The organism is Candidatus Didemnitutus sp., from assembly GCA_019634575.1.
GTDB lineage: Bacteria > Verrucomicrobiota > Verrucomicrobiia > Opitutales > Opitutaceae > Didemnitutus.
Window position 1 is genome coordinate 1,862,428 of record JAHCAY010000001.1, and the last position, 22,712, is coordinate 1,885,139.

Genomic DNA, 22,712 nt, shown 5'->3' on the forward strand with positions numbered 1-22,712 from the left:
CGTTGTTGCCTCTGGACCGCTGCCTTCCCTGCGAAGGCCATGCTCCTCCCACGCCCCTCGGTCCTCGTCCCGCTGTCCCTGCTGGTTTCCGTGTTCCTGCTGCCCGCATCGTCACCGGCCCAGACGACGATCACCTACAACACCGGCGATACCGCCACGGGGACGCTCACGAACAGCTACCAGATGTATTTCAACGGCAGCGCGTCGGCCGGCACCGCCTCCATCACCAACGATGGCAGCATGGGCTTCTCCAGCTCTTCCACGGCCGCCTCGGCGGTGATCACGAACAACAACCGGATCGATCTGTTTAACACCGCCACCGCCGGCTCCGCTTCCATCACGAACGCCAGCAACGGCGTCCTGTTTTTCAACGGATCATCCACCGCCGGTTCCGCCTCCATCCTCAACAACAGCATCTCCCTCGCTTTTTTCGACACCAGCTCCGCCGGCTCGGCTTCGATCACGAACAACGGCACGCTTCGTTTTGAAGCCGCCTCAACCGGCGGCACGGCGCGAGTGATCAACGACGGCACGCTGGACTTGAGCCGGCTCACTGGGACCGCGACCACCTTCGGCTCCCTCGCCGGCAGCGGCACGTTTTCCCTCGGCTCGCAGGCGGTGACCGTCGGCAGCACGAACACCTCCACGGTTGTCTCCGGCGTGCTGGCCGATGGCGGCCTCAACGGCGGCACAGGCTCCTCGCTCATCAAGATCGGCGTCGGCACACTCACCCTCTTCGGCGCCAACACCTACACCGGCGGCACCACTGTCACCGCCGGCATCCTCCAGATCGGCAACGGCGGCACCACGGGCTCAATCGTTGGCGACGTGGTCAACAACGCCGAGCTCTCCTTCAAACGCAGTAACGCCAGCACCTTCGCCGGCGCCATCTCCGGCTCCGGTCTCGTTTCTATATACGGCACCGGCACCCTCACACTCAGCGGCGACAACACTTACACCGGCGGGACCACCGTCTTCGGCACCGTCCAAATCGGCAACGGCGGCACCTCCGGCAGTATCACCGGCAATGTCTCCGACTTCGGCACCCTTGCTTTTAACCGCTCCGACGCCGTCACCTTCGCCGGCGCCGTCTCCGGCTATGGCAGTCTCGCCCAATCCGGCACCGGCACCCTCACGCTCACGGGCGCCAACACCTACACCGGCGGGACCTATCTCAACGCCGGCACGCTCGCCCTCGGTTCGGCCGGAGCCCTCGGCACTTCCGGCACCCTCTCCTTCAACGGCGGCACGCTGCAATATTCCGCCGCCAACACCACCGACTACTCGTCCCGCTTCAGCACGAGCAGCAACCAGACCTACGCCATCGATACCAACGGCCAATCCGTCACCTTCGCCTCCGCCCTCACCGACAGCCGCAACTCCCTCACCAAGTCCGGCACGGGCACACTCACCCTCTCCACCGCCAACACCTACGGCGGCGCCACCACCGTCAACGCCGGCACTCTCGCGCTGGCCCACTCGCTCGCGCTGCAATTCAGCACCCTCAACGTCACCGGCGGCGCCCTCGACTTCGGCAGTCTCACCTCCGCCAATCTCGGCGGCATCACCGGTTCGTCGTCCCTCGCGTTGACCAATGCTTCGTCCGCGCCCGTCGCGCTCACCGTCGGCGCCAACAACGCCAGCACCACCTACTCGGGCGTCCTCTCCGGTGCGGGCGCGCTCACCAAGATCGGCGTCGGCACACTCACGCTCTCCGGCGCCAACACCCACAGCGGCGGCATGACCATCTCCGCCGGCACGCTGGCCCTCACCAACCTCGCCTCCTTCGGCCTCAACGGCGTCGGCGGCATCAGCGGCCCGCTCTCCATCGCCGGCGGCGCGACGCTCGACACCACCGCCATCAACGCGATCACCGGCAACACCGCGTCGCTCTATGTCTCCTCACTCACCGGCTCCGGTTCCATCGCGATGGGCAACGGCTTCCTCGTCGTCAACCAGTCCACCGACACCACCTGGTCCGGCGTCCTCTCCGGCGCCGGCCGCCTCCGCAAACTCGGCAGCGGCACGCTCACGCTCACCAGCGTCAACACCTACGCCGCCGCCACGTTCTTCAACGAGGGCACGATCCTCTTCAACCAGCTCGGCAATTTTGGTCCCACCGGCCTGCTCCGTTTCCAAGGCGGCACGATCAAGTGGGCCACGGGCAACACCGCCGACATCTCCTCTCGCGGCGTCTGGATCGAGTCCGGCAACTCCACCTTCGATACCAACGGCAACAACGTCATCCTCGCCAACGCCATCGGCAACGCCCTCCCCGGCGCCCTCACCAAAGCCGGCGCCGGCACCCTCACCCTCGCCGGCACCAACACCTACACCGGCGGCACCACTGTCACCGGCGGCACCGTCAACTTCTCCTCGCTCGCCAATTTCGGCACCGGTGCGGTCACGCTCGACGGCGGCGGCCTCCAATGGGCCACCGGCTCCACGGCCGACATCTCGTCTCGCCTCACCGCCCTCGGCTCCGGCGGCGCCACGTTCGACACCAACGGCAACAACGTCACCTTCGCCTCCGCGCTCTCCGGCACCGGCGCCCTCACCAAGACGGGCTCGGGCACGCTCACCCTCTCCGGCGCCAACACCACCACGGGCAACATCGCCCTCGCCGCCGGCACCCTCGCCCTCGGCAGCGCCGACGCCCTCGGCAGCAGCGGCACGATCTCCTTCAACGGCGGCACGCTCCAGTTCACCGCCACTGGCACCACCGACTACTCCGCGCGTTTCAGCCACGCCGCCGCCCAAGCCTACAAGATCGATACCAACGGCCAGAACATCACCTTCGCCTCCGCCCTCGCCAGCTCCGGCGGCACCCTCACCAAGTCCGGCACCGGCACGCTCACCCTCACCGCCGCCAACACCTACACCGGCGCCACCACCGTCAGTGCCGGCACGTTGGCCCTCACCGGCTCCGGCAGCCTGAGCGGATCGGTGCTGATCGGCGCCGCCGGCACGCTGTCATTCCAGGACAGCACCACCGCGCCCACCAGCGCCATCGCCAACAGCGGCGCCCTCTCCTTCAACACCCAGTCCTCGGCGGGAGCCGCCACGCTCACGAATAATTTCGGCGGCAACGTCACCTTCTCCGACTCCTCCACCGCCGCATCGGCGCACATCACGAACAACGGCACCATAAATTTCACCACGAACGCCACCGCTGGCTCGGCCAACCTCACCAACAACAATTCCCTCAATTTCTCCGGCAACGCGACCGCGGCCGCCGCGAGCATCACCAGCAACAACTACCTCTCGTTCTCCGACTCCGCCTCCGCCGGTTCGGCGCACATCGCGAACGACAGCACCCTCGAATTCTTCACCAACGCCACCGCCGGCGCGTCCACCCTCACGAACGATTTCGGCACCGTCGCATTCTACGACAATTCGTCGGCCGGCTCGGCCAACCTCACGAACAATTACGGCATCCTCACCTTCTCAGGCAGTTCCACCGGCGGCGCAGCGACCGTGACCAACCACGGCACCCTGGATCTCACCAGCTTGAGCGTGCCCACGTTCACGCTGGGGTCGATTGCCGGCAGCGGCACGGTCTATCTCGGCGCGACCTCCCTGACCGTCGGCAGCACCCATGCCAGCACCACCGTCTCCGGGCAGCTCATCGACTGGGGCTCAGGCGGCTCACTCACCAAAGTCGGCACCGGCTCCCTCACCCTCACCGCCGCCAACGACTACACCGGCGGCACCACGATCTCCGCCGGCACGCTCCTCGCCAACAACACCACCGGCTCCGCCACCGGCAGCGGCGCGGTGACCGTCGCCACCGGCGCCACGCTCGGCGGCAGCGGCTTTATCGGCGGCACCACCACCATCGCCAACGGCGGCATCCTCGCGCCCGGCAACTCGCCCGGCACGCTCACGTTCACCAACGGCCTCACGCTGAACGACGGCGCCGTGCTCGATTTCGAACTCGGCACCACGAGCGATCTGATCCGCGTCACCGGCGGCACGCTCACCGGCCCCGCCTCCGCCGGCGGCGTCACGCTGAACCTGAGCGACGCCGGCGGCTTCACCGCTGCCACCTACACGCTCTTCGATTTCACCGGCGCAACCACGAGCAGCTTCGATCTCTCCGACTTCACTTTCGGCACCACTCCCGCCGGCTACACCTACGCGCTGGCCTTCAACGGCAGCGCGCTCGAACTCACCGCGGCCGCCTCGCCCGTCCCCGAGCCCTCCACCTACGCCGCCGCCCTGGCCGCCGTAGCTCTCCTCGCGACCGCCCTCCATCGCCGCAGACGATTCACTGCCGCCACGCGGAACTAAGCGTAGGTGGCTCGCCGGACTCGCCGCCCTCGCCGCCTGGCGCCGCCGCTTCCGAGCATAACGTAGCGCAGGCATCCTGCCTGCCTCCGCCCACGCAACGACCACTTGAACTTCAACCCTCAACTTCAACTGGCGCGCCGCGCAGCGACGCGCCATCCGGCACTCGTCACAAAGTTGGCCGCACCGATCACCAAAGCATTGCGGCCGACGCTCGCCTGGCCTGCATCGCCGCCATGTCGCCCTCGCTCACTCTCGATCCCGCGTCCGACCGCCTGCGCATCCTCTACGTCGAAGATCTGCCGGAGTTGCGACGCATCGTGGCGCGCATCCTCGAGCTGGACGAGCACACCGTCATCACCGCTCCCAACGGCGCCGACGCGCACCACCTGCTCGCCGCCGCCCCGGATGCCTTCGACCTCGTCATCACCGACCACTGCATGCCGGTGATGAACGGCCTCGATCTCGTCGCCTGCCTGCGCGCGCTGCGCTTCCGCGGCAAGGTGGTTGTGCTCAGTTGCGTCAGCGACCCCGAGGTCCGCGCCGCGTATCGCGGCTTCCACGTCGATGCGCTGCTCGACAAGCCCGTCACCGCGGACGAGCTGCGGGCCACGCTGCACCGCCTGTTCGCTCCCGTCGAAGTCGATCTGTTCCGCGTCCCTCTTCCGCGTGCACACACCTCCTCTCCTTTCAACTGAGCCGCGATTCAACCGGAGCGTTCACCCACTCACGCACCGGCGCACAAGACGTGCAGGCCGGTGCCGCGAACGTCTCCGCTGACGTAGCGCAGCCATCCTGCCTGCCCAACCCAGCAGGCGAGACGCCTGCGCGACGCCACCCCGCCGCGCACGGCGCGAGCCGCCCGCGCGGCGACAACTTGAACTTCAACCTTCAACTTCAACTGGCGCGGCGCACCCGAGCAGTCGTCACATTTATCAGGGCAGCCGTCACCAACGCATTGTTTCTCCGCTGGCCCGCCGTAGGTCCGAGCGCGCACTCCCGCGCCACCTCCCGCCGCCATGAAATCACCGCTCCGCCCCTTCGCCCTGTTCCTCATCGTCCTCGCGCAACTCTCGACCGCCATCCGGCTGCCCGCGCAGACCACCGTCACCTACCAGAGTGGTGACAGCAGCAACACCGCGCGCACCACCACCACCGCCAATCCCCTCACCGTCACGCTCGCCAGCGGCACGGCGACCGAGGCCGGAGCCATCACCGGCGACGGCTCCGTCACCAAGACCGGCGCCGGCACGCTCACGCTCTCCAACACCGCCAACTCCTACACCGGCGGCACCACCGTCTCCGCCGGCACCCTCGCGCTCAACAGCAGCGCCGTAACCCTCACCGGCACCGGCCCGATCTTCGTGGCGGCCGGCGCCACGCTCGACTTCGGCGACGGCGGCCTCCTGCTCGACAACGTCACCGGCACCGGCACCGTCACCGGCGCCGCCATGAACGACATCGAGTTCAACGGCTCCGCGACACCGTTCACCTCCCAGATTCACCTCGCGGGCGACGCGAACCTCATCATCCACGGCCTGAACGGCGGCCACCTCCTGCTCGCGGCTGACAGCACTTTCAATGGCCTGATCGGCGTCGAATCCGGCGCGACGCTCACCCTGACCAACGGCGTGCACCTATCCGCCGGCGCCACGAGTCTCTTCGACGACGGCAATGGCAACGCCACCGGCATCCTCAACCTCACCGGCGGCGCGACGCTGACCAGTTCCTCCCCTACCACGGTCAACTACATCAGCGGCGACGTCAACGTGAGCGGATCGGGGTCTCACTGGACTGCCCTCGGCGGAATCATCGTCGGCGATGGCGCCGCCGGCCGCCTCTCCATCACCAATGGCGGCAAAGTGACCTCAGACGGAGGTCTTACCTTAGGCTCTAATTGGAGCAGCGCCTCGGGGACGCTGATAGTTTCCGGCGCGGGATCGGAATTTTCCACCCTAGGAGGCATTTCTATCGGGCAACTCGGTGCGGGATCCGTCACCGTGAGCGACGGCGGCAAGCTGGGTGCCGCGGCCAACATCAGTCTGGGGTTAACCGGCTCAGGAACCTTGAACATCGGCGCCGACAGCAGCTCCGCCGCGCAGGCCGCGGGCATCATCGACACCCCGCTGATCGGCGGCCCCGGGGGCGTCATCCAGTTCAACACCACCGGCACGAGCAACGCGCCGACCTACTTCACGCGCGACGGCACTGCCACTGGTGCCGGCGTGGACACCACGAACGCCATCGCTCTCGTCAACACCGCCGGCTACACCGTCGTCACCGGCGCCCTCGCCCACACCGGCGGCACCACCATCAACGGCGGCACGCTCCAGATCGGCAACGGCGGCACCACCGGCTCGCTCGCGGGCGACATCACGAACAACTCTACCCTCGTCTCCTACCGCTCCGATGCCAGCGACTTCTCCGGCACCATCTCCGGCACCGGCTCGCTCACCAAGTCCGGCGCCGGCACGCTCACCCTCACCGGCGCCAACACCTACACCGGTGGCACCACCATCACCGCCGGCACGCTCCTCGCCAACGGCCAGACTCTCGACCCCATCTCCGGCCGCGCCCACACCTCCACCGGCAGCGGCGCCGTGCTGGTCCAGAGCGGCGGAGCCCTCGGCGGCACCGGTTGGATCGACGGCCTCGTCACCGTCCAGAACGGCGGCACGCTCACCTTCGGCGCTGACGGCAACGCCCTCACCCTCGCCGGCGGCCTCACCCTCCAGACCGGCTCGATCCTCGATTACCACCTCGGCGCCACGCATGACCTCCTCGCGGTGGACAACGGCGTGTTCACCGCCCCGTCCGGCACCGGCGGTGTCACCATCAACCTCACCGACGCCGGCGGCTTCGCCCCCGCCACTTACACGCTGCTCACCTTCTACTCCGACGGCGGTGCCACCACCTCCGGCCTCGACCTCGCCGATTTCACCCTCGGCAACACTATCGCCGGCTACGACTACACCCTCGCCCTCACGCCCTTCACGCTTGAGCTCACCGCCACCGCCAGCGCCATCCCCGAGCCCTCCACCTACGCCGCCGCCCTGGCCGCCGTAGCTCTCCTCGCAACCGCCCTCCATCGCCGCAGACGATTCACCGCCGCCACGCGGAACTAAGCGTAGGCGGCTCGCCGGACTCGCCGGACTCGCCGCCCTCGCCCTCGCGGCGTGGCGCTGCCGCCGCACCGACAACTGAAATCTCAACCTTCAACTCGCGAAAAGCCCGGCCACAGCGCCGGGCTTTTTTGCGGTCACCGCGCGCTCCGCATCGCGCGGGTTTGCGCGATCGTCCGGTCCTTCGCCAGCCGCCGATACTCGGCCGATTCCACGCCTACGAGCGCGACCTTCCCCGCGGGATTGAAGTGCAGACCCCAACCGTAGGTCTTCGCCAGCGGCGACGTGCGCATGCACGCCATCGGCTGCGCGAAAAATTCCCGCCACAGCGCCGCGCGCCGCGCCTTCAGCTCGGCGGGCGTGAAACCGCACTTCTTCACATGCACCGCGAACTGCACGTCCTCCTGCGTGTGCGCGTAGGGCGCCGCCGCGATCATCTCGTATTCCATCTCCGCAATGGTCGGCTTGCCCTCGCGCTTCTTCGGCGGCGTGCCCGCCGTCGCCTTCGTGTCCGCCGCCACCGCGATGAAAGTGTTTTCGTAGTTCATGGAGGGCTCTCTCTTTTGCCATACACTTCACGAAACCCGCCCGCCACGCGCAACCGACAACTTAAACTTCAACCTTCAACTTCCACTCGCAACGAAGCCCGGCTAGGCGCCGGGCTTCGTTGCGATCACCGCGCCAGCGCCGGATAAGTGAACAGGAAAAATTGCAGCGTGTTCAGCGCCCAGTGCGCGAGCGCGCTCGCCTCCACGCGCTGCGTCCGCTCGTAAACCCAGCCGTAGCCCGCGCCCGCCACCGTCGCCAGCGCCACGTATTTCCAGCCGCCCGCCACGTGCGCGAGGCCGAACGCCATCGCGCCAACCGCGAGCGCGAGCCACTTTCCGCCCCGCACGTTCGCCCACGCCCGCCGCAAGCCGCCCTGCACGAACCCGCGGAACAGCGCCTCCTCCGCCGTGCACGTGAACAGCAGATTCACCGCCAGCCACAGCGGCGCCTCCGCCGGCAGCTTCGGCGCCCAGCGCACGTAGCCGAGCGCGAACGATCCCGTCAGCACCGCCGCGATCGTCAGCGGCGCCCATTTCGCCACCTCGTGCAACACGCCGCGCCACTCGCGCGCCGAAGCTACGCGCGCGTGCGCCAGCCCGAGCAGTCCGAGCGCAATCAGCGTCTTGTCGAAATTCACGAACAACGAAAACGGCATCGCATCCGGCGTGAACCGCACTGGCCCGATCACGCGCGGATTCGCGAACCCCGGCAGCGCGTGCATCATCAACGCCGCCGCCGCGACCAGGACCACGATCGCCTCCAAGGCACGCCGTCCGCGCGGCGCGGCGCGATCGCTCGCCCACACCTGCACCGCTCCGAACCAGACCACCGCCACGCCCGCTCCCGTCGCGTCGAGCACGCCCGCCCACCACGCCGCGGCGAACGCCACAACCGTGAGCCATTGCCACGCCGACCGCCCGAGCCATGTGCCCGGCAACCACAGCGCCGCCACCGCCAACGCCAGCATCCCGCCTGCGATCTCGCCGCTCATCCGCCGGTGATCTTCACGAATCTCACCGCCGCCTGCGTGCGCGAACGCACGCGCCACTTGTCGTAGATGGCAGTCAGGTGATTCTTCACCGTCGACCGCGTCACGCCGAGCTGCGTGCAGATCTCCTTGTCCGCGCAACCATCTGCCACGAGCGCCAGCACCGCGCGCTCACGCTCCGTCAACAATGCCAACTCTGGTCCCGCTGCCGTCCCCGTGCCGGCCGCGCTCGCGCCCGCCGGCTCGCGCAATAACGTCAGCACACGCCGCGCGATCGCCGGCGACATCGGCGCGCCGCCCGCCCGCACGTCATCGAGCGCCTCGAGAATTTCCGACGACGACGCGCTCTTGAGCAGGTAACCCGCCGCGCCCGCGCGGATCGCCTCGAGCACGGGCTCGTCCGCATCGCGCCCCGTGAGGATAATCACCTTCGCCTGCGGCCAGCGCGCGAGAAAATCCTTCACGCTGGCCGCGCCGCTGCGCCCCGGCAGCGCCACATCGATGAGCAACAACGCCGGCGATGTCGCGAGCGGCCACGCCAGCGCTTCTTCCGCCGATCCGGCCAGGGCCGCGATTGCATACGCGTCGCTGCCGCCGAGCAGCGTCTCCAAATACGCCCGATACGGCACATCGTCCTCCACCAAACCCACGGCGATCTTCGCCGCCGTCCGCGCCGCCCTGCCGCTCATGACGTCGCCTCCGGCAATTCGATCCAAAAACACGCGCCGCACCCGTCCGCCATCGGACTCTCGCAGCCCACGCGTCCGTCCATCGCCTCCGCCAGACGGCGCGCCGTCGCGAGGCCGAGCCCCGCGCTCGATTCGCCGGCTGTCGGCCGCGCCGCACCGCGACTGAATTTGCGAAACAGCTTCCCTTGTTCCTCGAGCGATACGCCCGGCCCGGCGTCCACGACCGCCAGCCGCGCCACGCCCGCACCGGGCGCCGCGAGCAGCTCTATCCGCACCGCCGCGCCGGCGGGGGAGAACTTCAGCGCGTTGGTCACGAAATTGTCCCCCACCTGCGCGAGCAGCGCCGCATCCGCCGTCACGCGCACGCGCCCCGCCGGCGCATCGGTCGTCAGGGCCTGCCGCTTCGCCGCCGCCGTCGCGCCATGCCGCGCCGCGAGTTCGTGCGCCGCGGCGCCGAGATCGATCGTTTCCATGCGCACCGGCAACACTCCGCTCTCCGCCGCGTGTGCGCCGAGATAATTTTCCACCAGGGCATGCATCCGGCCCGTCTCTCCGAGCGCCTGCCGCAACGCCTCGTCGCGCTTCTCCGGCGCCGCGATCCGCCCCTCGCGCAACAGCTCCAGCAAGCCGCGCACGACGCCGAGCGGCGCACGCAGGTCGTGCGCGGCGACGGCCATGAATTCGTTCTTCTCCGCGTTGAGCCGCGCGAGCTCGGCGTTCGCCCGCTCCAGCTCCGCATTCAACCGCCGTGCATGCTCGCGCTGCGCGAACATCGTGCGCTCGCCCGCCTCGCGCCACCACGCCATCAGCAGCACGACCGGCACGATGCCGAAAAACGCCGTCACCAGCACGCGCCATTCCGACGCCCGGTCCACCAACACCGTGGCGCGGAAGAACCACGCCCCCGGCACCAGCACGGCGGTGATGACGACCGCCAGCGTGCGGGCGCGCAACGGCAGCGCGAACGCCGACACCGCGAGAATCGGCATGAGATTGCCGATGAGCTGCCCCACGAATTGCAGCTTCGGCAGATGGTAGGCGAAATGCCAGTAGGCCAGCACCGGATACGCCGCGAGCACGGCCACGCCGAGCGCGTTGACCCACTCCGCGCGCCGCGTGTGCCCCGGCAACCAGGTCGAGAGCAGCATCCCCGCGCACGCCACTTCGGCCAGCACGCGCATCTGGAGGAGTGCCCGCAACAACATCGACGTCCGCGCGATATTCGCGATGTCCGCCCAGCCGCCGAGCGCGAACGCCGCCATCGCCGCCACCAAGATCACCCGCGCCCGCGTCAGCCCACCCTCGATGCGCTCCGTCATGAAGGCACTCTCCATGACGGGATCGGTGAAGCGCAGCCGGCGCGCCTGGCGCTGCAGGAGTTCGAGCATCGGGGGCGTGGAGCTCTCCATGTGCCCCGCACCTTGCCGCACGCTGCCCCGCCGGGGAAGCCCGATTTGGTCCTTCTGGGACATTTGTCCCAGGACAACTGGGTCTTTGCGCCGCCCCCGGCGCCCTGTTGCCGTCCCGCGCGAAGCTTCTCCCACGATGACCCCGCACACCGTCCGCCGCCGCCTCACCGCTCTCCTCATCACCGGACTCCTCGCGCTCGCCGCCCATGCGCAAACCGACACGGGCTCTGGCACCACGGGCTCCGGCACCGGATCCGGCACCGACACGGGCTCTGGCACCGGATCGGGCGTCGTCGGCTCGGGCACCACCAGCTACGACGCGCCCAACACCTACGATCTCGGCGGCGGCACCGTCACGCTCGCCACCGCCATCCTCAACGGCGGCACCGTCACCAACGGCGCCATCAACGCCTCGACCGGTTTCACCGGTTACAGCGGCACCGTCACCGCCCAACTGCTCGGCAGTGGCGGCCTCACGAAGACCACGTCCGACACGCTCGTCCTCGCCGGCACGAATAACTTTTCCGGCGGCACCACCGTCTCCGAGGGCACGCTCCAGATCGGCGACGGCACGGCCAGCGCAACTTTCACCGGCGCGATCACCAACAACGCCACCGTCGTCTTCAACCGCGGCGGCGACTACGCTTACGGCAACTACATCACCGGCACCGGCGACGTCGTGCAGAACGGGGACATCCTCCGCCTGCAAATCCCCCAGACCTACACCGGCCGCACGCTCGTCAACTCCGGTTATCTCGTGCTCGCCGCCAACGCCGATCAAGGTCTCTCCACCTCCACCCAGGTCTACGTCGCGAGCGGCGCGTATTTCGACATCTCCAACCACGCCACCACCGGCGCGGGCCTGACCGGCGCCGGCACCGTCTACAGCTTCGGCGGCAGCTCCGGCCACCTCGGCGTCGCCCCCCCCGACGGCGAACGCCAGGTCTTTTCCGGCACGCTCGGCGGCTCCTACCCCAACTTCGCCTTCACCAAATCCGGCACCGGCACCCTCGTGCTCTCCGGCGCGAACACCTACACCGGCAACACCGACGTCTCCGCCGGCACGCTGCTCGTCAACGGCTCGCTCGGCAGCACGGCCACCACGGTCGCCAGCGGCGCCACCCTCGGCGGCACGGGTTCGATCAGCGGCGCCACCACCATCGCCACCGGCGGCATCCTCGCGCCCGGCGATTCGGTCGGCACGCTCACCTTCCACGACGGCCTGAGTCTCGCCTCCGGCGCCGTGCTCAGCTTCGACCTCGGCACCACGGGCGATCTCATCGTGGTCGACGGCGGCACGCTCGCCGGTCCGGCCTCCGGCAGCGTCACGGTCAACCTCGCCAACGCCGGCGGGCTCACCGCCGCCACCTACACGCTGTTCAATTTCACCGGCGCAACGCTCTCGGACTTCGATGCCGCCGATTTCTCCCTCGGCACCTCGCCCTCGGGTTGGAGCTACACCTTCGGCCTCACCGCCGACAGCCTGCAAGTCACCGTCTCTGCCGTGCCGGAGCCGTCCACCATCGCGCTCGCCCTCGGCGCCGCCGGCCTCGGCTGCGTGCTGCTGCGCCGGCGGCGCGCGCTGCAACGCTGATCGAAAATGCGCGGCGCCCTGTCCGCCCTCGTGCGCCTCGCTCGCGCGGTGCGCCGCCGCCCGGATCTTTGGGTCGGATGCGCGACGCTCGCGATCGTCATCCCGGTCTTCCAGCTGACGTCGCTGCGCGTGCTCGCGCTCGATCGCGTCCTGTTCAGTCACCTCGCCGACTCCTTCGGCGTGGGCATGATCAGCGTGTTCATGAGCGTGTTCGTGGCGCTGCTCCTCCGCACCGCGCCGCCCGCCGTCGCCCGCACGCTGCGCGTCGGCTGGGCCGTGGTCGTCGCCGCCACCACCGCCGGCCTGCTCTTCTCTTTCGCCCACCCCGCGCGCACCTCCACCAGCTGGATTCTCCAATCCCTCGTGCTGGCCGTGCTGGCCTGGAGCGCACTGCTCGCCGTGCTGCTGCCCGCTTGCGGACTCGTGCGCGTGCGCGATCTGCGCGCCGCGGCGCGCGAACTCGGACACCATTGGATTGGCGTCGTCTTCTACCTCGCGACCGGCGGCTACCTGCTCTCGATCGTCCGCCACTTCACGCCCGACGTGTTCGATCCGACGCTGCTGAAAATGGACGCCTCGCTCGGTCCGCTGTTCGTCGCCGCGATCGCCCGCTGGACCGCCGCCCATCCCGCCGCGCAATTCCTTAGCGACTACACCTACCCGCTGCTCGGCTTCTTTCTCGCCGCCGTCGGGGCGCGCCTGCACCTCGCCGGTGAATTCGCCCCGCTGCGTCGCTACCTCACCGCGGTTGTCTTCGTTGCCTTCCTCGGACCTGTTTTCTACTGGGCGTTGCCGGCCGTCGGTCCGATCTACGCGTGGCCGGAGCTATTTTCCCAGACGACGCCGCCGTCCGATGTGCTGGTCCACGTGCTCGGCGGAGCATCGACCATCGGCTTCCGCCAAAACGTCCTGCGCAACGTCTTCCCTTCGCTGCACACGACCTTCACGCTCGTTGCCCTGGCCGCTCTCTGGCCGCGCCGCCGCGAAGTGCTGTTGTGGCTGCCGCTGGCGGCCTCGCAAATCATCACGACGCTCACGCTCGGCGTGCACTACGTGGTCGACCTCATCGCCGCCGTGCCGCTCGCCGTGCTCGCGTGGTCGCTCGCCGAAGCCGCCACACGGCGCTTCCCGCCCGAGGACGCCGCGCCGCTGCCGCCCTTGCGCGGCGACGCAACCATCCGCCGCCCGCGCCTGCTCGTCCTCGCCGGCGCACTGGCCGCGAGCGTCGCCGCCTTGGTTTTCTGGGGCGTCGCCGCCCCGCTCCCGCCATGGCTCGCGTGGCCGCTGACCGCCCTCGTGGTTCTCGCCCCGCTCATCGCCGCGCGGCGTTTGTTTGAGCACGCATCGGATACTCCTCGCGCAAAAATTCCCGCGCCCCATCGGCCGGACGCGCCGGTGTTCGCCCCGCGTCTGCTCGCCGGCGCCGTTTTCTGCACTGGCGGCACCGCGCTCATCCTCGAACAAGTCGCCGAAAAATACCTCTCGACCCTCCTTGGCTCGAGCCGGCCCGCCGCCACGCTGGTGCTCGTCGTCTATTTCACCGGACTCGCGCTCGGCGCCGCGCTGTGTCCGAAAAAATCCGCCGGCGCCTCCCGCCGCCTCGCGATTCTCGAGCTCTTCATTGCCGCCTGGTGTGCGCTGCTCGCCCTCGCCTTCTTCGCCGTCGACCAGCGACTCGGCTCCTGGCTCGCCGCGCACGAATCGTCCGCCTACGCGCTCAGCGCCAGCCGCGCGGCCATCGCGGTCCTCTGGTTGTTGCCGCCCACGCTCGCGATGGGCGCGCAACTTCCCACGCTCGCCGCCGCGCTGCACAGCACGCCCGAATTCGCGGATGCCTCGCTCACGCGTCTCTACGCGCTGAACCTCGCGGGCGCGTGCGCGTTCTGCTTCGGCGCGCCCGTCCTGCTCTTCAACCTCGTCGGCGCCAACGGCGCGCTCTGGTTCGCCGCCGGACTCGGCGCGTTGATCGGCCTGGCGCTCTGGTCGGGCCTTCCGCGCCCGAGCGCCGCGTCCGGACACGCCCCGCGCGCCCTCGCGCGCCGCGTGCCCGTCGCGCCCCGGTTTCTCGGCTCCGCGTTCGCCGCGGGCTTCGCGTTCTTCACGCTTGAAGTCGTCTGGTTTCACCTCATCGGCGCTGCCTGCGGTGCGAGCGTCTACAGTTTCTCGCTTCTGCTCGGGCTCGTGCTGCTCGGCCTCGCGTTGGCCGGACGCCGCATCGCGCGCGGCGGCACCACTGCCTTGCCGCGCCTGCTCGCCTCGCTCGCGGTCACACTCGCCGTCACCGGCGCGCTGTGGCCGTGGGTTGGCCGCGCGCTCGCAGCAGTCAATGGCGTGCTGCATCTCGAATGGTTCTGGGCGGGTGAACTTCTCAAGACTCTCGCCGTCGCCGCGCTCGTGCTTCCGCCCGCCGTCCTGCTCGGACAGGTTTTCCCGCGCGTGCTGCGCGACGCCGGCGGCGACGGCGCGCAAGTCGGTCGCCTCAGCCTCGCCAACATCGCCGGCTGCGTCGCCGGCGCTCTCGCCACCGGATTCGGCTTCATCCCGCACCTCGGCGCCGAGCACACCCTGGCCGGCGGCGCCCTGCTCGCCGCCCTCGGCGCGCTCGCGAGTTGGCGCCGCCTCGTGCACCTGCCCCGCGCGCTCGCCGTCGGAGGCATCGCGCTCGTCTTGCTTCTCCCCGCCTGGGATCGCCTCGAGCTCACGCGCGGGCACGGCGTCTATCTCGCGGCGGGCCTGCCCGCGGACGCGCGGCTCGCGTGGTTCCGCGAGGATTTTGCCGCGGGTTTCGTCACCGTCGCGACCCGCACGGACGCCCAGGGCCGCACGGTCAAAACCCTCCTGCAAAACGGCAAGTTCGACGCCGACGACGCCGGCGAAGTCCCCGCCCAAATCAGCTTCGGCCTGCTCGCCGCCCTCCACGCCCCGCAGACCGGCCGCGCTCTCGTCATCGGCGCCGGCTCGGGCCAGACCGCCGCCATCGTCGCCCAGCTCGGCTTCGCCCACGTCGACATCGCCGAGCTCTCGCCCGCGCATCTCGCCGCCGCGCGCGCCGAGTTCGTCCATCTCCATGGCGGAGTCTTCGACCGCGCCAACGTCGCCGTGCACATCGAGGACGGCCGCAATTTCCTCCTCCGCTCGCGCACGCCCTACGACGTCATCCAGATCGAGATCACTTCGCTCTGGTTCGCCGGCGCCACGAATCTCTACTCGCGCGAGTTCTACGCCCTCGCCCGAGCGCGCCTCGCGCCGGGCGGCGCGCTCGTGCAATGGATCCAACTCCACCACCTCGGCCCGCGCGAAATCGCCACGATCCTCGCCACCGCGCACGCGGAGTTTCCCGGCGTCGCGCTCTGGCGCGCCGGCGGCCAGGCCTGCCTCGTCGCCACCACGCAGCCGCCGCGCCTCAACCTCTCCGTCTGGCAACGCTGGCTCACCGACCCCGCGTTCGCCACCGCGCGCGCCGCGACCGGCATCGTGTCCCCCGAGACCCTCGCCCCCGCCGAACTCCTCCCCGGCCCGCGCCTCGACGCGCTTCTGCAACGCCACGCCGGCGCCTACGGTCTCAATACCGACCGCAACCGCTGGCTCGAATTCCACTCGCCGCAATTCTACCTCAGCCGCGTCGATCACCGCGCCGCCAACCTCCGCTGGCTCGCCTCCGCCCCGCCCTGACCACGCCTGCCCCTCCGCATCCCGCGCCGCAGCGAACCGAGCAATTGTAACCTAATAGGTTACAATTCCCTTCTCGCCGGCGGGGAAACCGTTCCCCGGCGCCGCCCATCGGCAACGATTGGGTTACCCGACCGCGCTGCCGGCCACGCCGGGGGCGCGCCCCTCTTCCCGCGCCGCGTGCTTGACGCGCTCCGCCGCGACTCCGATTTTCGCCACACGTGACGTCCCCCGCCACACCGCCGCCCAAACCGACGCTGTTCATCAGCTACGCCTCCGAAGATCGCGAAGCCGCGCGCCGTTTGCGCGACACGCTCGCCGCGGCGGGACTCGACGTCTGGTATGACGAAAACGAACTCGGCGGCGGCGACGCCTGGGACGCCAAGATCCGCCGCCAAATCCGCGAGTGCGACTACTTCATGCCCGTCATCTCGGCCAACACCGAGCGACGCAAGGAAGGCTATTTCCGCCGCGAGTGGCGCCTCGCCGTCGAGCGCACGCTCGATATGGCCGACGACGTGATGTTCCTTCTGCCCGTCTGCATCGACGGCACTTCGGAAAGCAACGCGCGCGTCCCGGAGAAATTCTTCGCCGTGCAATGGCTGCGCGCCGCCGGCGGCACCGCGACACCGGCCTTGGAAAACCTCGCGCGCCGCATCGCCACCGGCGAGCACCTCGCGCCGCTCCCGCCCCGCGGCCGCACCGAGCCGCCGATCTCGCGCGCTTCCACCGCACCCGCGCCTGGCGCGCCCCCGCCGCTCCCGCCCACGCGTGCCCGGCACGATGCCCACGACGGCCCGCCGCCGATGCCGCCGTTCCCGCATCACACCGGCGAGGGCGTGGGCCCGCTCTTCAAATTTTTCGCGGAAATCCTCTGGTGGATCATCACCGCCGCATGGCTGCTCCTCCGCCGCGCGCCGAAGTGGATCCGCGTCCTGATCATCATCTGGGCGTGCTTCACCCTTTTCTCCTATTGCGCGCGCAACCGCTCGTCCCCTCCCGCGGGGAAAGTTCCCGCCGAGAAGACGGAGAAGCGAACCAAGCCCCAACTCACCGCCGCCGATCTCGCCGCCGCACAAAAGGCGCTCAAGGAATCCGGCCTGCCCGCCGGCCTCGCGGAATTCGGCAACGAAGTGGCCAAGCGCCTCGCCGCGGAAATCAGGAACTCCGAAGCTGCCGACAAGCAGATCGTCGCCGTCCCTTTCCACTCCGGCATCACCGATCCCGCCGAGGCGAAGTTCCTCACCGACGTCTTCATGCCGCTCTGGGGCCGACTCTCCATCGAACGCGCCGGCGAGACCGCACTCATCTCCACGCCGTTGCCCGCCCCGACTAACGAAGCCCTCGCCGCACTCGGCAAGAAACTCGACGCCACCTTCGTCCTCGGCGCGCGTCTCGTCCGCACTTCTCCGCCAGCCACGCCCGCCACCACCGAAGCCGCCCCGACCGCACCCGTCACCGAAGCCACGCTCGAAGTCGTGTTGGTGCGCGGTGAGGACGGCAACGTTACGTGGTCGCAGAGTTTCCCCGTGCGAGACAGCGACCCCGCCGCGGTCGGCAACCGGATCGCCGACGCCGTCCTGCACGCCGCGCCGGCGAAATGATCGCGCGCGGGACGCGCGCCGCCTCCGCCGAGTTTCCGCCTCGTCCGCCCATGCCCTCCCCTGCTCCGAATCCCCAGGAACTCGCCGCGCAGGCCGTGAGGCAAGCCATGCAGGCTCAAGCGCAGGCTCTGGCCACGGCCCAGCAACAGGCCGAGGACGCCATCCGCGCCGCGACCGCTGCGGTCTCCGCCGTCATCCCGCCCACGCCACGGCAGCCCTGATTGCCGTCACCGCGCCGCCTGGCGCTCCTCCCACTCGTCGATCGTCTTTGGCCAGTCGGAATTGAGCAGCCGCGAGAGCGAGCGATCCGCCAGCAGCTTCCCGCCCGTCTGACAGCGCGGGCAATAATTCACCTCGTTCTCCGCGTAACGGATCCGCTGCACCGTCGTCCCGCACACCGGACACGCCGCGCCGAACTTCCCGTGCACCGCCATCTCCGGACGGAACGCCGTGACGTTCGCCGGAAATTTCTCCGCCGCCTCCGCACGCAACCGCTCCGTCCATTCGCGCAGCGTGCGCTGCGTCGCCGCGTGCAGCCGCGCGACCGCCTCGTCGTCCAGTTTCGACGTCAGCGCGACCGGCGACAGCCGCGCCGCATGCAGGATCTCGTCCGAGTAGGCGTTGCCGATCCCGTCGAACAACCGCGGATCGGTCAGCGCGCGCTTGAGCGTGTGATTCTCCCCGCGCAACCGCGCCGCGAACTCCGCCGTCGTCGCCGCAAACACGTCCAGCCCGCCGCGCCCGTGCGCCGCGAGCCCGGCTTCATCCGCGACGACGTGCAGCGATGCGCGATGCTTCGTGCCCGCCTCGGTGAGCGTCAGCACGCCGGCAGCGAACACGAATTGCGCGAGCTCATTCCGCACTTTCACCGGCGTCATCTTCGCGGACGTTGCCGCCGTCCATTGCAACCGTCCCGCGATCATCAGGTGCAGCACGAGCCATTTGCCGTCCTCGAAACCGAATGCGATGCGCTTCCCGATCCGCCGCAGCCGCGCCACCCGCTGCCCCGCGAGCGCGTCGATCGGCGGCACCGCCGTGCGCAGCACGAAAATATCCCGCACCCGCACGCACTCGAGCAACTGGCCGACTACACGCGCTTCCAGCGCCTCCACATAAACGGTGATGTCCGGCAACTCGGGCACGCGTCCACGCAAACACGCGCGCCGCAAAAGACACGCCTATCCTGCACCGCACGGCTCGTCTCCGCGCCGCTTCCGACCCGACGCACTCCGCTCGCTCGCCCTGGTCGGACGACCATGGTCATCTTCGGCCTGCCGCAACGCGGTTTCCCGTAGCGCGCCCACGGCCGCATTTCCATCGTGCGCCATGCTCCGTCGCGCCCCCTCCCTCGTTGTCACCTTCGTTCTCAGCTCCGCACCGCTCGCGTGGGCGCAATCCTACGTCGGCTCCGACCTCACGACCCTGCCGTTGATCGCCACCGAGAACCGCTATCTCGACAACGCCGCGTGGGCCGTCAACTCCTCCGGCGTCGTCGCCGGCGCCTCGACCAACGACCTCTCCGAGAGCTATCCTGTCAGCTTCTCGAACGGCGTCCTGACTCAACTGAGCCTCACCTACGGCGGCTGGGCCTACGGCATCAACGCCAGCGGCGCCATCGTCGGCGAAGCCTACTTCGGCACCGGCTCGAGCCATCCGTTCGTCTATAGCGGCGGCGTCATGACCGATCTCGGCACGCTCGGCGGCGAGAACAACAGCGCTGCCCTCGGCATCAACAACTCCGGCGTCGTGGTCGGCTACGCGGCCACGGCCGATGGCCACACGTTCGCCTTCGCCCACTCCGGCGGCACGATGACGAACCTCGGCACCCTCGGTGGCGACTACAGCGGCGCCCGCGCCATCAACACCTCGGGCGCCATCGTCGGCTACGCCGGCAATGCCGGCAACAGCGACCGCGCCTTCCTCTACAGCGGCGGTAGCATGTCCGACCTCGGCACGCTCGGCGGCGACACTTCCGACGCCTTCGCCCTCAACGACGCCGGCGTCATCGTCGGCGTGTCGCGCGACAGCAACGGCGACAACCACGCCTTCGCTTCTTCCGGCGGCGTCATGCGCGACCTCGGCACCCTGCTCGGCGATACCTCCAGCGTCGCCCGCGGCGTCAACGCCTCCGGCGCGATCGTGGGCTATTCGACCGACGACAACGACAACAGCCACGCCTTCTACTATGCCAACAGCGAGATGATCAACCTCAACACCCTCTTCGCCGGTTCGTTCAGCGACGGCGCGACCGCGAGCGGATTCGTGAGCCTCAACTACGCCTACGGCATCAACGACAGCGGCCAGATCGTCGGCTCCGGTTACTACTTCGACCTTGAGACCATGAACGTCACGTCCCGCGGTTTCGCCCTCACCGTCAGCGCCGTGCCCGAACCCTCGACCTACGCCGCCCTCCTCGCCGCCGCCGCGCTCGCCGCGACCGCTTGCCATCGTCGCAAACTGCGCCCCGCCACTTTTTGTCCGCGACGGTAGGCCGCGACCTTGGTCGCGCCCCGCTGGCTCTCGCAACGCCACAAGAGGCGCCCACACCGACGCGCACGCGCGAACCTGACCTTGCCATCGCGCCCGTTGCGTCCTTGGTGTGGCAACCGATGAATTTCGCCAAGCACTGGGCCGCCACGCTCGACGACTACGCGATCGACCTCGCTTGGTCACCCGACGGCGCGCTCCTCGCCGCCGCCTCCGCCGCCGGCGCCATCACGCTCTACGACGCGACGACCGGCGCGGCGGAGCACACGCTCGCCGGCCACGCCGACGGCGCCAACTGCCTCGCGTGGTCGCCGTCCGGCGACGTCCTCGCCAGCGGCGGCCAGGACGGCAGCGTGCGTTTCTGGAGTCCCGCGACCGGCGCGCAAACGGCCGAAACCCAACTCGGCAACGCCTGGGTCGAACACCTCGTCTGGATCAACCGCGCCCAGCCCTCCGCTCTCAGCTCTCAGCTTCTCTTCGCCGCTGCCGGCCGCAAACTCGCCACCCTCCGCCCCGACGGCACCGTCGTGCACGCCTTCCCCGACGCCCCGAAGACGATCGCCGCTCTCGCCGCGCGTCCCGATGGCGCGATGGTTGCCGCGGCGTGCTTCGGCCATGTCTCGCTGTGGAACGTGACGACCTTCACCGCCGAAAAAGAATTCACCTACGGCAACGCCATCTACGCGCTCACATGGTCGCCCGACCGCCGCTGGCTCGTCGCCGGTTGCCACGACAACGCCGTGCACCTCTGGGCGCCGGCCGAGGATCTCGAGCTGCACATGAGCGGCTATGAAACGCGGCTGAAGGAACTCTCGTTCTCGCCCGACTCGAAGTGGCTCGCCACCGGCGGCGGCCGCGATGCCTGCGTGTGGGATTGCAGCGGCGCCGGCCCCGAGGGCCGCGAGCCGCTGATGCTGCCGCACAACAGCCGCGTGGTCGCGGTCGCGTTTCAGAATTCCCACGGCCTGCTCGCCAGCGGCTCCGCCGAAGGCGAGTTCTCGCTCTGGGCGCCCGCGCGCAAGAATCCGCTCTTCGCCGAAGTGAAAATGCCGTCCGCCGCCACGAAGTTCGCGTGGCGCGGCGACGACGCGCTCCTCGCCGTCGGCACCGCGAAGGGCCAGCTCTTCGTCTTCAAGACCGCGTGAGCCCAGGGCTGTCTCCGGCCGGCCCTGCGCTGTATTCATCACAGCCGCGCCAGCAAGCGGATGCAGAATCCGGGGCGAACTCCCGCCCTCCACTCCCTCTGCCACCGCTACCCTCGCCCCGCGCAATCGCCCTCATTTTCAGGCATACAGGTCGCAGCTTGTCGTTCGCACCTTGAATCGCCACCACCTCGCCGCTCAGGTCTTCGCCGTGCCTTCCACGCTGCCGCTCCGCCATCTGCTCCTCGCCCTGCTCGTCGTCGCGATCTGGGGCTCCAACTTCGTCGCGCTGAAACTCGCGCTCGTCGACCTGCCGCCGCTGCTGCTCTGCGCCGTGCGCTTCGTCTTCGTGTCGCTGCCGCTCGTGTTCTTCCTGCCGCGCCCGGCGATCACCTGGGCGCAGCTCCTCACCTACGGGCTCACGATGTTCGCCGCGCAATTCGCCTTCATGTTTCTCGGCATGCGCCTCGGGATGCCCGCCGGCCTCGCCTCGCTCGTGCTCCAGTTCCAGGTCTTCGTGTCGCTCGCGCTCTCGGTCGTGATGCTCGGCGAACGCGTGCGCCTCGTGCAGGTCGCCGGCGCCCTCGTCGCGGCCGGCGGATTTTTCATCGTCGGCCGGCACACCGGCGGCGAGATGACGGCCGTCGGTTTCGTCTGCCTGCTCCTCGCCGCCGCCTCGTGGGGCTTCGCCAACGTCACCTCGCGTCGCCTCGGCAAAGTGAATCCGCTCGCGCTCGTCGTGTGGGGCGGGCTCGTGGTGCCGCTGCCGATGCTCGCCGCCTCGTTCGCCTTCGAAGGCCGCGAAGCCATCGCCCATGCCCTCACGCACGCCGGCGTCGCGGCTTGGTTGAGCGTTGCCTACACCGTCTATCTCTCGACGCTCGTCGCCTATACCATCTGGAGCTGGCTGCTCGGCCACTATCCTGCGTCGACCGTCACGCCGTTCACGCTCCTCGTGCCGGTGTTCGGCATGGTGACCTCGGCAATCTACCTGCACGAATCGCTGCCGGGATGGAAGCTCGCCGCCGCGGCCTTCGTGATCTCCGGTCTCGTGCTGTGCGTCTTCGGCCCGCGTTTCACGGGGAGAATCCCCCAGGTCGCGCGCACCTGACGCGCCGCTCGTCAACCACCCGGCTCCGCTCGTCAGTTCGCCTTCGAGGCGACGGCAC

15 protein-coding genes are annotated in these 22,712 nt (G+C 69.3%); 10 read left to right on the top strand and 5 right to left on the bottom strand.

Annotated elements, in window-relative coordinates:
• Positions 1-39 precede the first annotated feature (39 nt).
• The 3 genes from KF715_07825 (at position 40) to KF715_07835 (ending at position 7,415) form a co-directional block, all read left to right on the top strand.
• Entirely contained in the window at positions 40-4,293 is a 4,254-nt protein-coding gene (locus KF715_07825; GenBank protein MBX3736580.1) for an autotransporter-associated beta strand repeat-containing protein, read from the top strand.
• A 233-nt stretch (positions 4,294-4,526) separates the two neighbouring features.
• Positions 4,527-4,988: a response regulator gene (locus KF715_07830; GenBank protein ID MBX3736581.1), complete on the top strand. Its 462-nt coding sequence runs from the start codon at positions 4,527-4,529 to the stop codon at positions 4,986-4,988.
• Between the two features lie 321 nt (positions 4,989-5,309).
• Positions 5,310-7,415, top strand: a complete 2,106-nt coding sequence (locus KF715_07835) for an autotransporter-associated beta strand repeat-containing protein (GenBank protein ID MBX3736582.1) — start codon at positions 5,310-5,312, stop codon at positions 7,413-7,415.
• A 134-nt stretch (positions 7,416-7,549) separates the two neighbouring features.
• On the opposite strand, the gene KF715_07840 is transcribed toward KF715_07835, so the two are convergent.
• The 4 genes from KF715_07840 to KF715_07855 all read right to left on the bottom strand — a co-directional run bounded on the left by KF715_07840 (position 7,550) and on the right by KF715_07855 (position 11,026).
• Positions 7,550-7,960 carry a hypothetical protein gene (locus KF715_07840; protein ID MBX3736583.1) on the bottom strand — a complete coding sequence of 137 codons (411 nt, stop codon included), beginning with the start codon at positions 7,958-7,960 and terminating at the stop codon, positions 7,550-7,552.
• A 125-nt stretch (positions 7,961-8,085) separates the two neighbouring features.
• Positions 8,086-8,952, bottom strand: a complete 867-nt coding sequence (locus tag KF715_07845) for a CPBP family intramembrane metalloprotease (protein ID MBX3736584.1) — start codon at positions 8,950-8,952, stop codon at positions 8,086-8,088.
• A complete protein-coding gene (locus KF715_07850; protein ID MBX3736585.1) occupies positions 8,949-9,680 on the bottom strand; it encodes a response regulator transcription factor in 732 nt (243 codons plus the stop codon). The genes KF715_07845 and KF715_07850 overlap by 4 nt, the downstream gene beginning before the upstream one ends.
• A complete protein-coding gene (locus KF715_07855; GenBank protein ID MBX3736586.1) occupies positions 9,635-11,026 on the bottom strand; it encodes a HAMP domain-containing histidine kinase in 1,392 nt (463 codons plus the stop codon). The genes KF715_07850 and KF715_07855 overlap by 46 nt, the downstream gene beginning before the upstream one ends.
• Positions 11,027-11,183: 157 nt before the next feature.
• On the opposite strand from KF715_07855, the gene KF715_07860 reads away from it, so the two are divergent.
• The 4 genes from KF715_07860 to KF715_07875 all read left to right on the top strand — a co-directional run bounded on the left by KF715_07860 (position 11,184) and on the right by KF715_07875 (position 18,135).
• Positions 11,184-12,641 carry an autotransporter-associated beta strand repeat-containing protein gene (locus KF715_07860; protein MBX3736587.1) on the top strand — a complete coding sequence of 486 codons (1,458 nt, stop codon included), beginning with the start codon at positions 11,184-11,186 and terminating at the stop codon, positions 12,639-12,641.
• Between the two features lie 6 nt (positions 12,642-12,647).
• Positions 12,648-16,313: a fused MFS/spermidine synthase gene (locus KF715_07865; GenBank protein ID MBX3736588.1), complete on the top strand. Its 3,666-nt coding sequence runs from the start codon at positions 12,648-12,650 to the stop codon at positions 16,311-16,313.
• Positions 16,314-16,531: 218 nt separating this feature from the next.
• Positions 16,532-17,914, top strand: coding sequence for a toll/interleukin-1 receptor domain-containing protein (locus KF715_07870; protein MBX3736589.1), 1,383 nt, complete (start codon positions 16,532-16,534; stop codon positions 17,912-17,914).
• Positions 17,915-17,964: 50 nt separating this feature from the next.
• Complete coding sequence (locus tag KF715_07875) at positions 17,965-18,135, top strand: hypothetical protein (protein ID MBX3736590.1); 171 nt, start codon at positions 17,965-17,967, stop codon at positions 18,133-18,135.
• Between the two features lie 6 nt (positions 18,136-18,141).
• Here the strand turns inward: KF715_07875 and KF715_07880 are convergent, their stop codons facing one another.
• Entirely contained in the window at positions 18,142-19,056 is a 915-nt protein-coding gene (locus tag KF715_07880) for a formamidopyrimidine-DNA glycosylase (protein ID MBX3736591.1), read from the bottom strand.
• A gap of 184 nt (positions 19,057-19,240) precedes the next feature.
• On the opposite strand from KF715_07880, the gene KF715_07885 reads away from it, so the two are divergent.
• From KF715_07885 to KF715_07895, 3 genes are all read left to right on the top strand, one after another.
• Positions 19,241-20,404, top strand: a complete 1,164-nt coding sequence (locus KF715_07885; GenBank protein ID MBX3736592.1) for a PEP-CTERM sorting domain-containing protein — start codon at positions 19,241-19,243, stop codon at positions 20,402-20,404.
• 119 nt (positions 20,405-20,523) lie between these two features.
• Positions 20,524-21,546 (top strand): WD40 repeat domain-containing protein, encoded by a 1,023-nt coding sequence (locus KF715_07890; protein ID MBX3736593.1) that lies wholly within the window; start codon positions 20,524-20,526, stop codon positions 21,544-21,546.
• Between the two features lie 208 nt (positions 21,547-21,754).
• Positions 21,755-22,654 carry an EamA family transporter gene (locus tag KF715_07895; GenBank protein ID MBX3736594.1) on the top strand — a complete coding sequence of 300 codons (900 nt, stop codon included), beginning with the start codon at positions 21,755-21,757 and terminating at the stop codon, positions 22,652-22,654.
• Positions 22,655-22,712 lie beyond the last annotated feature (58 nt).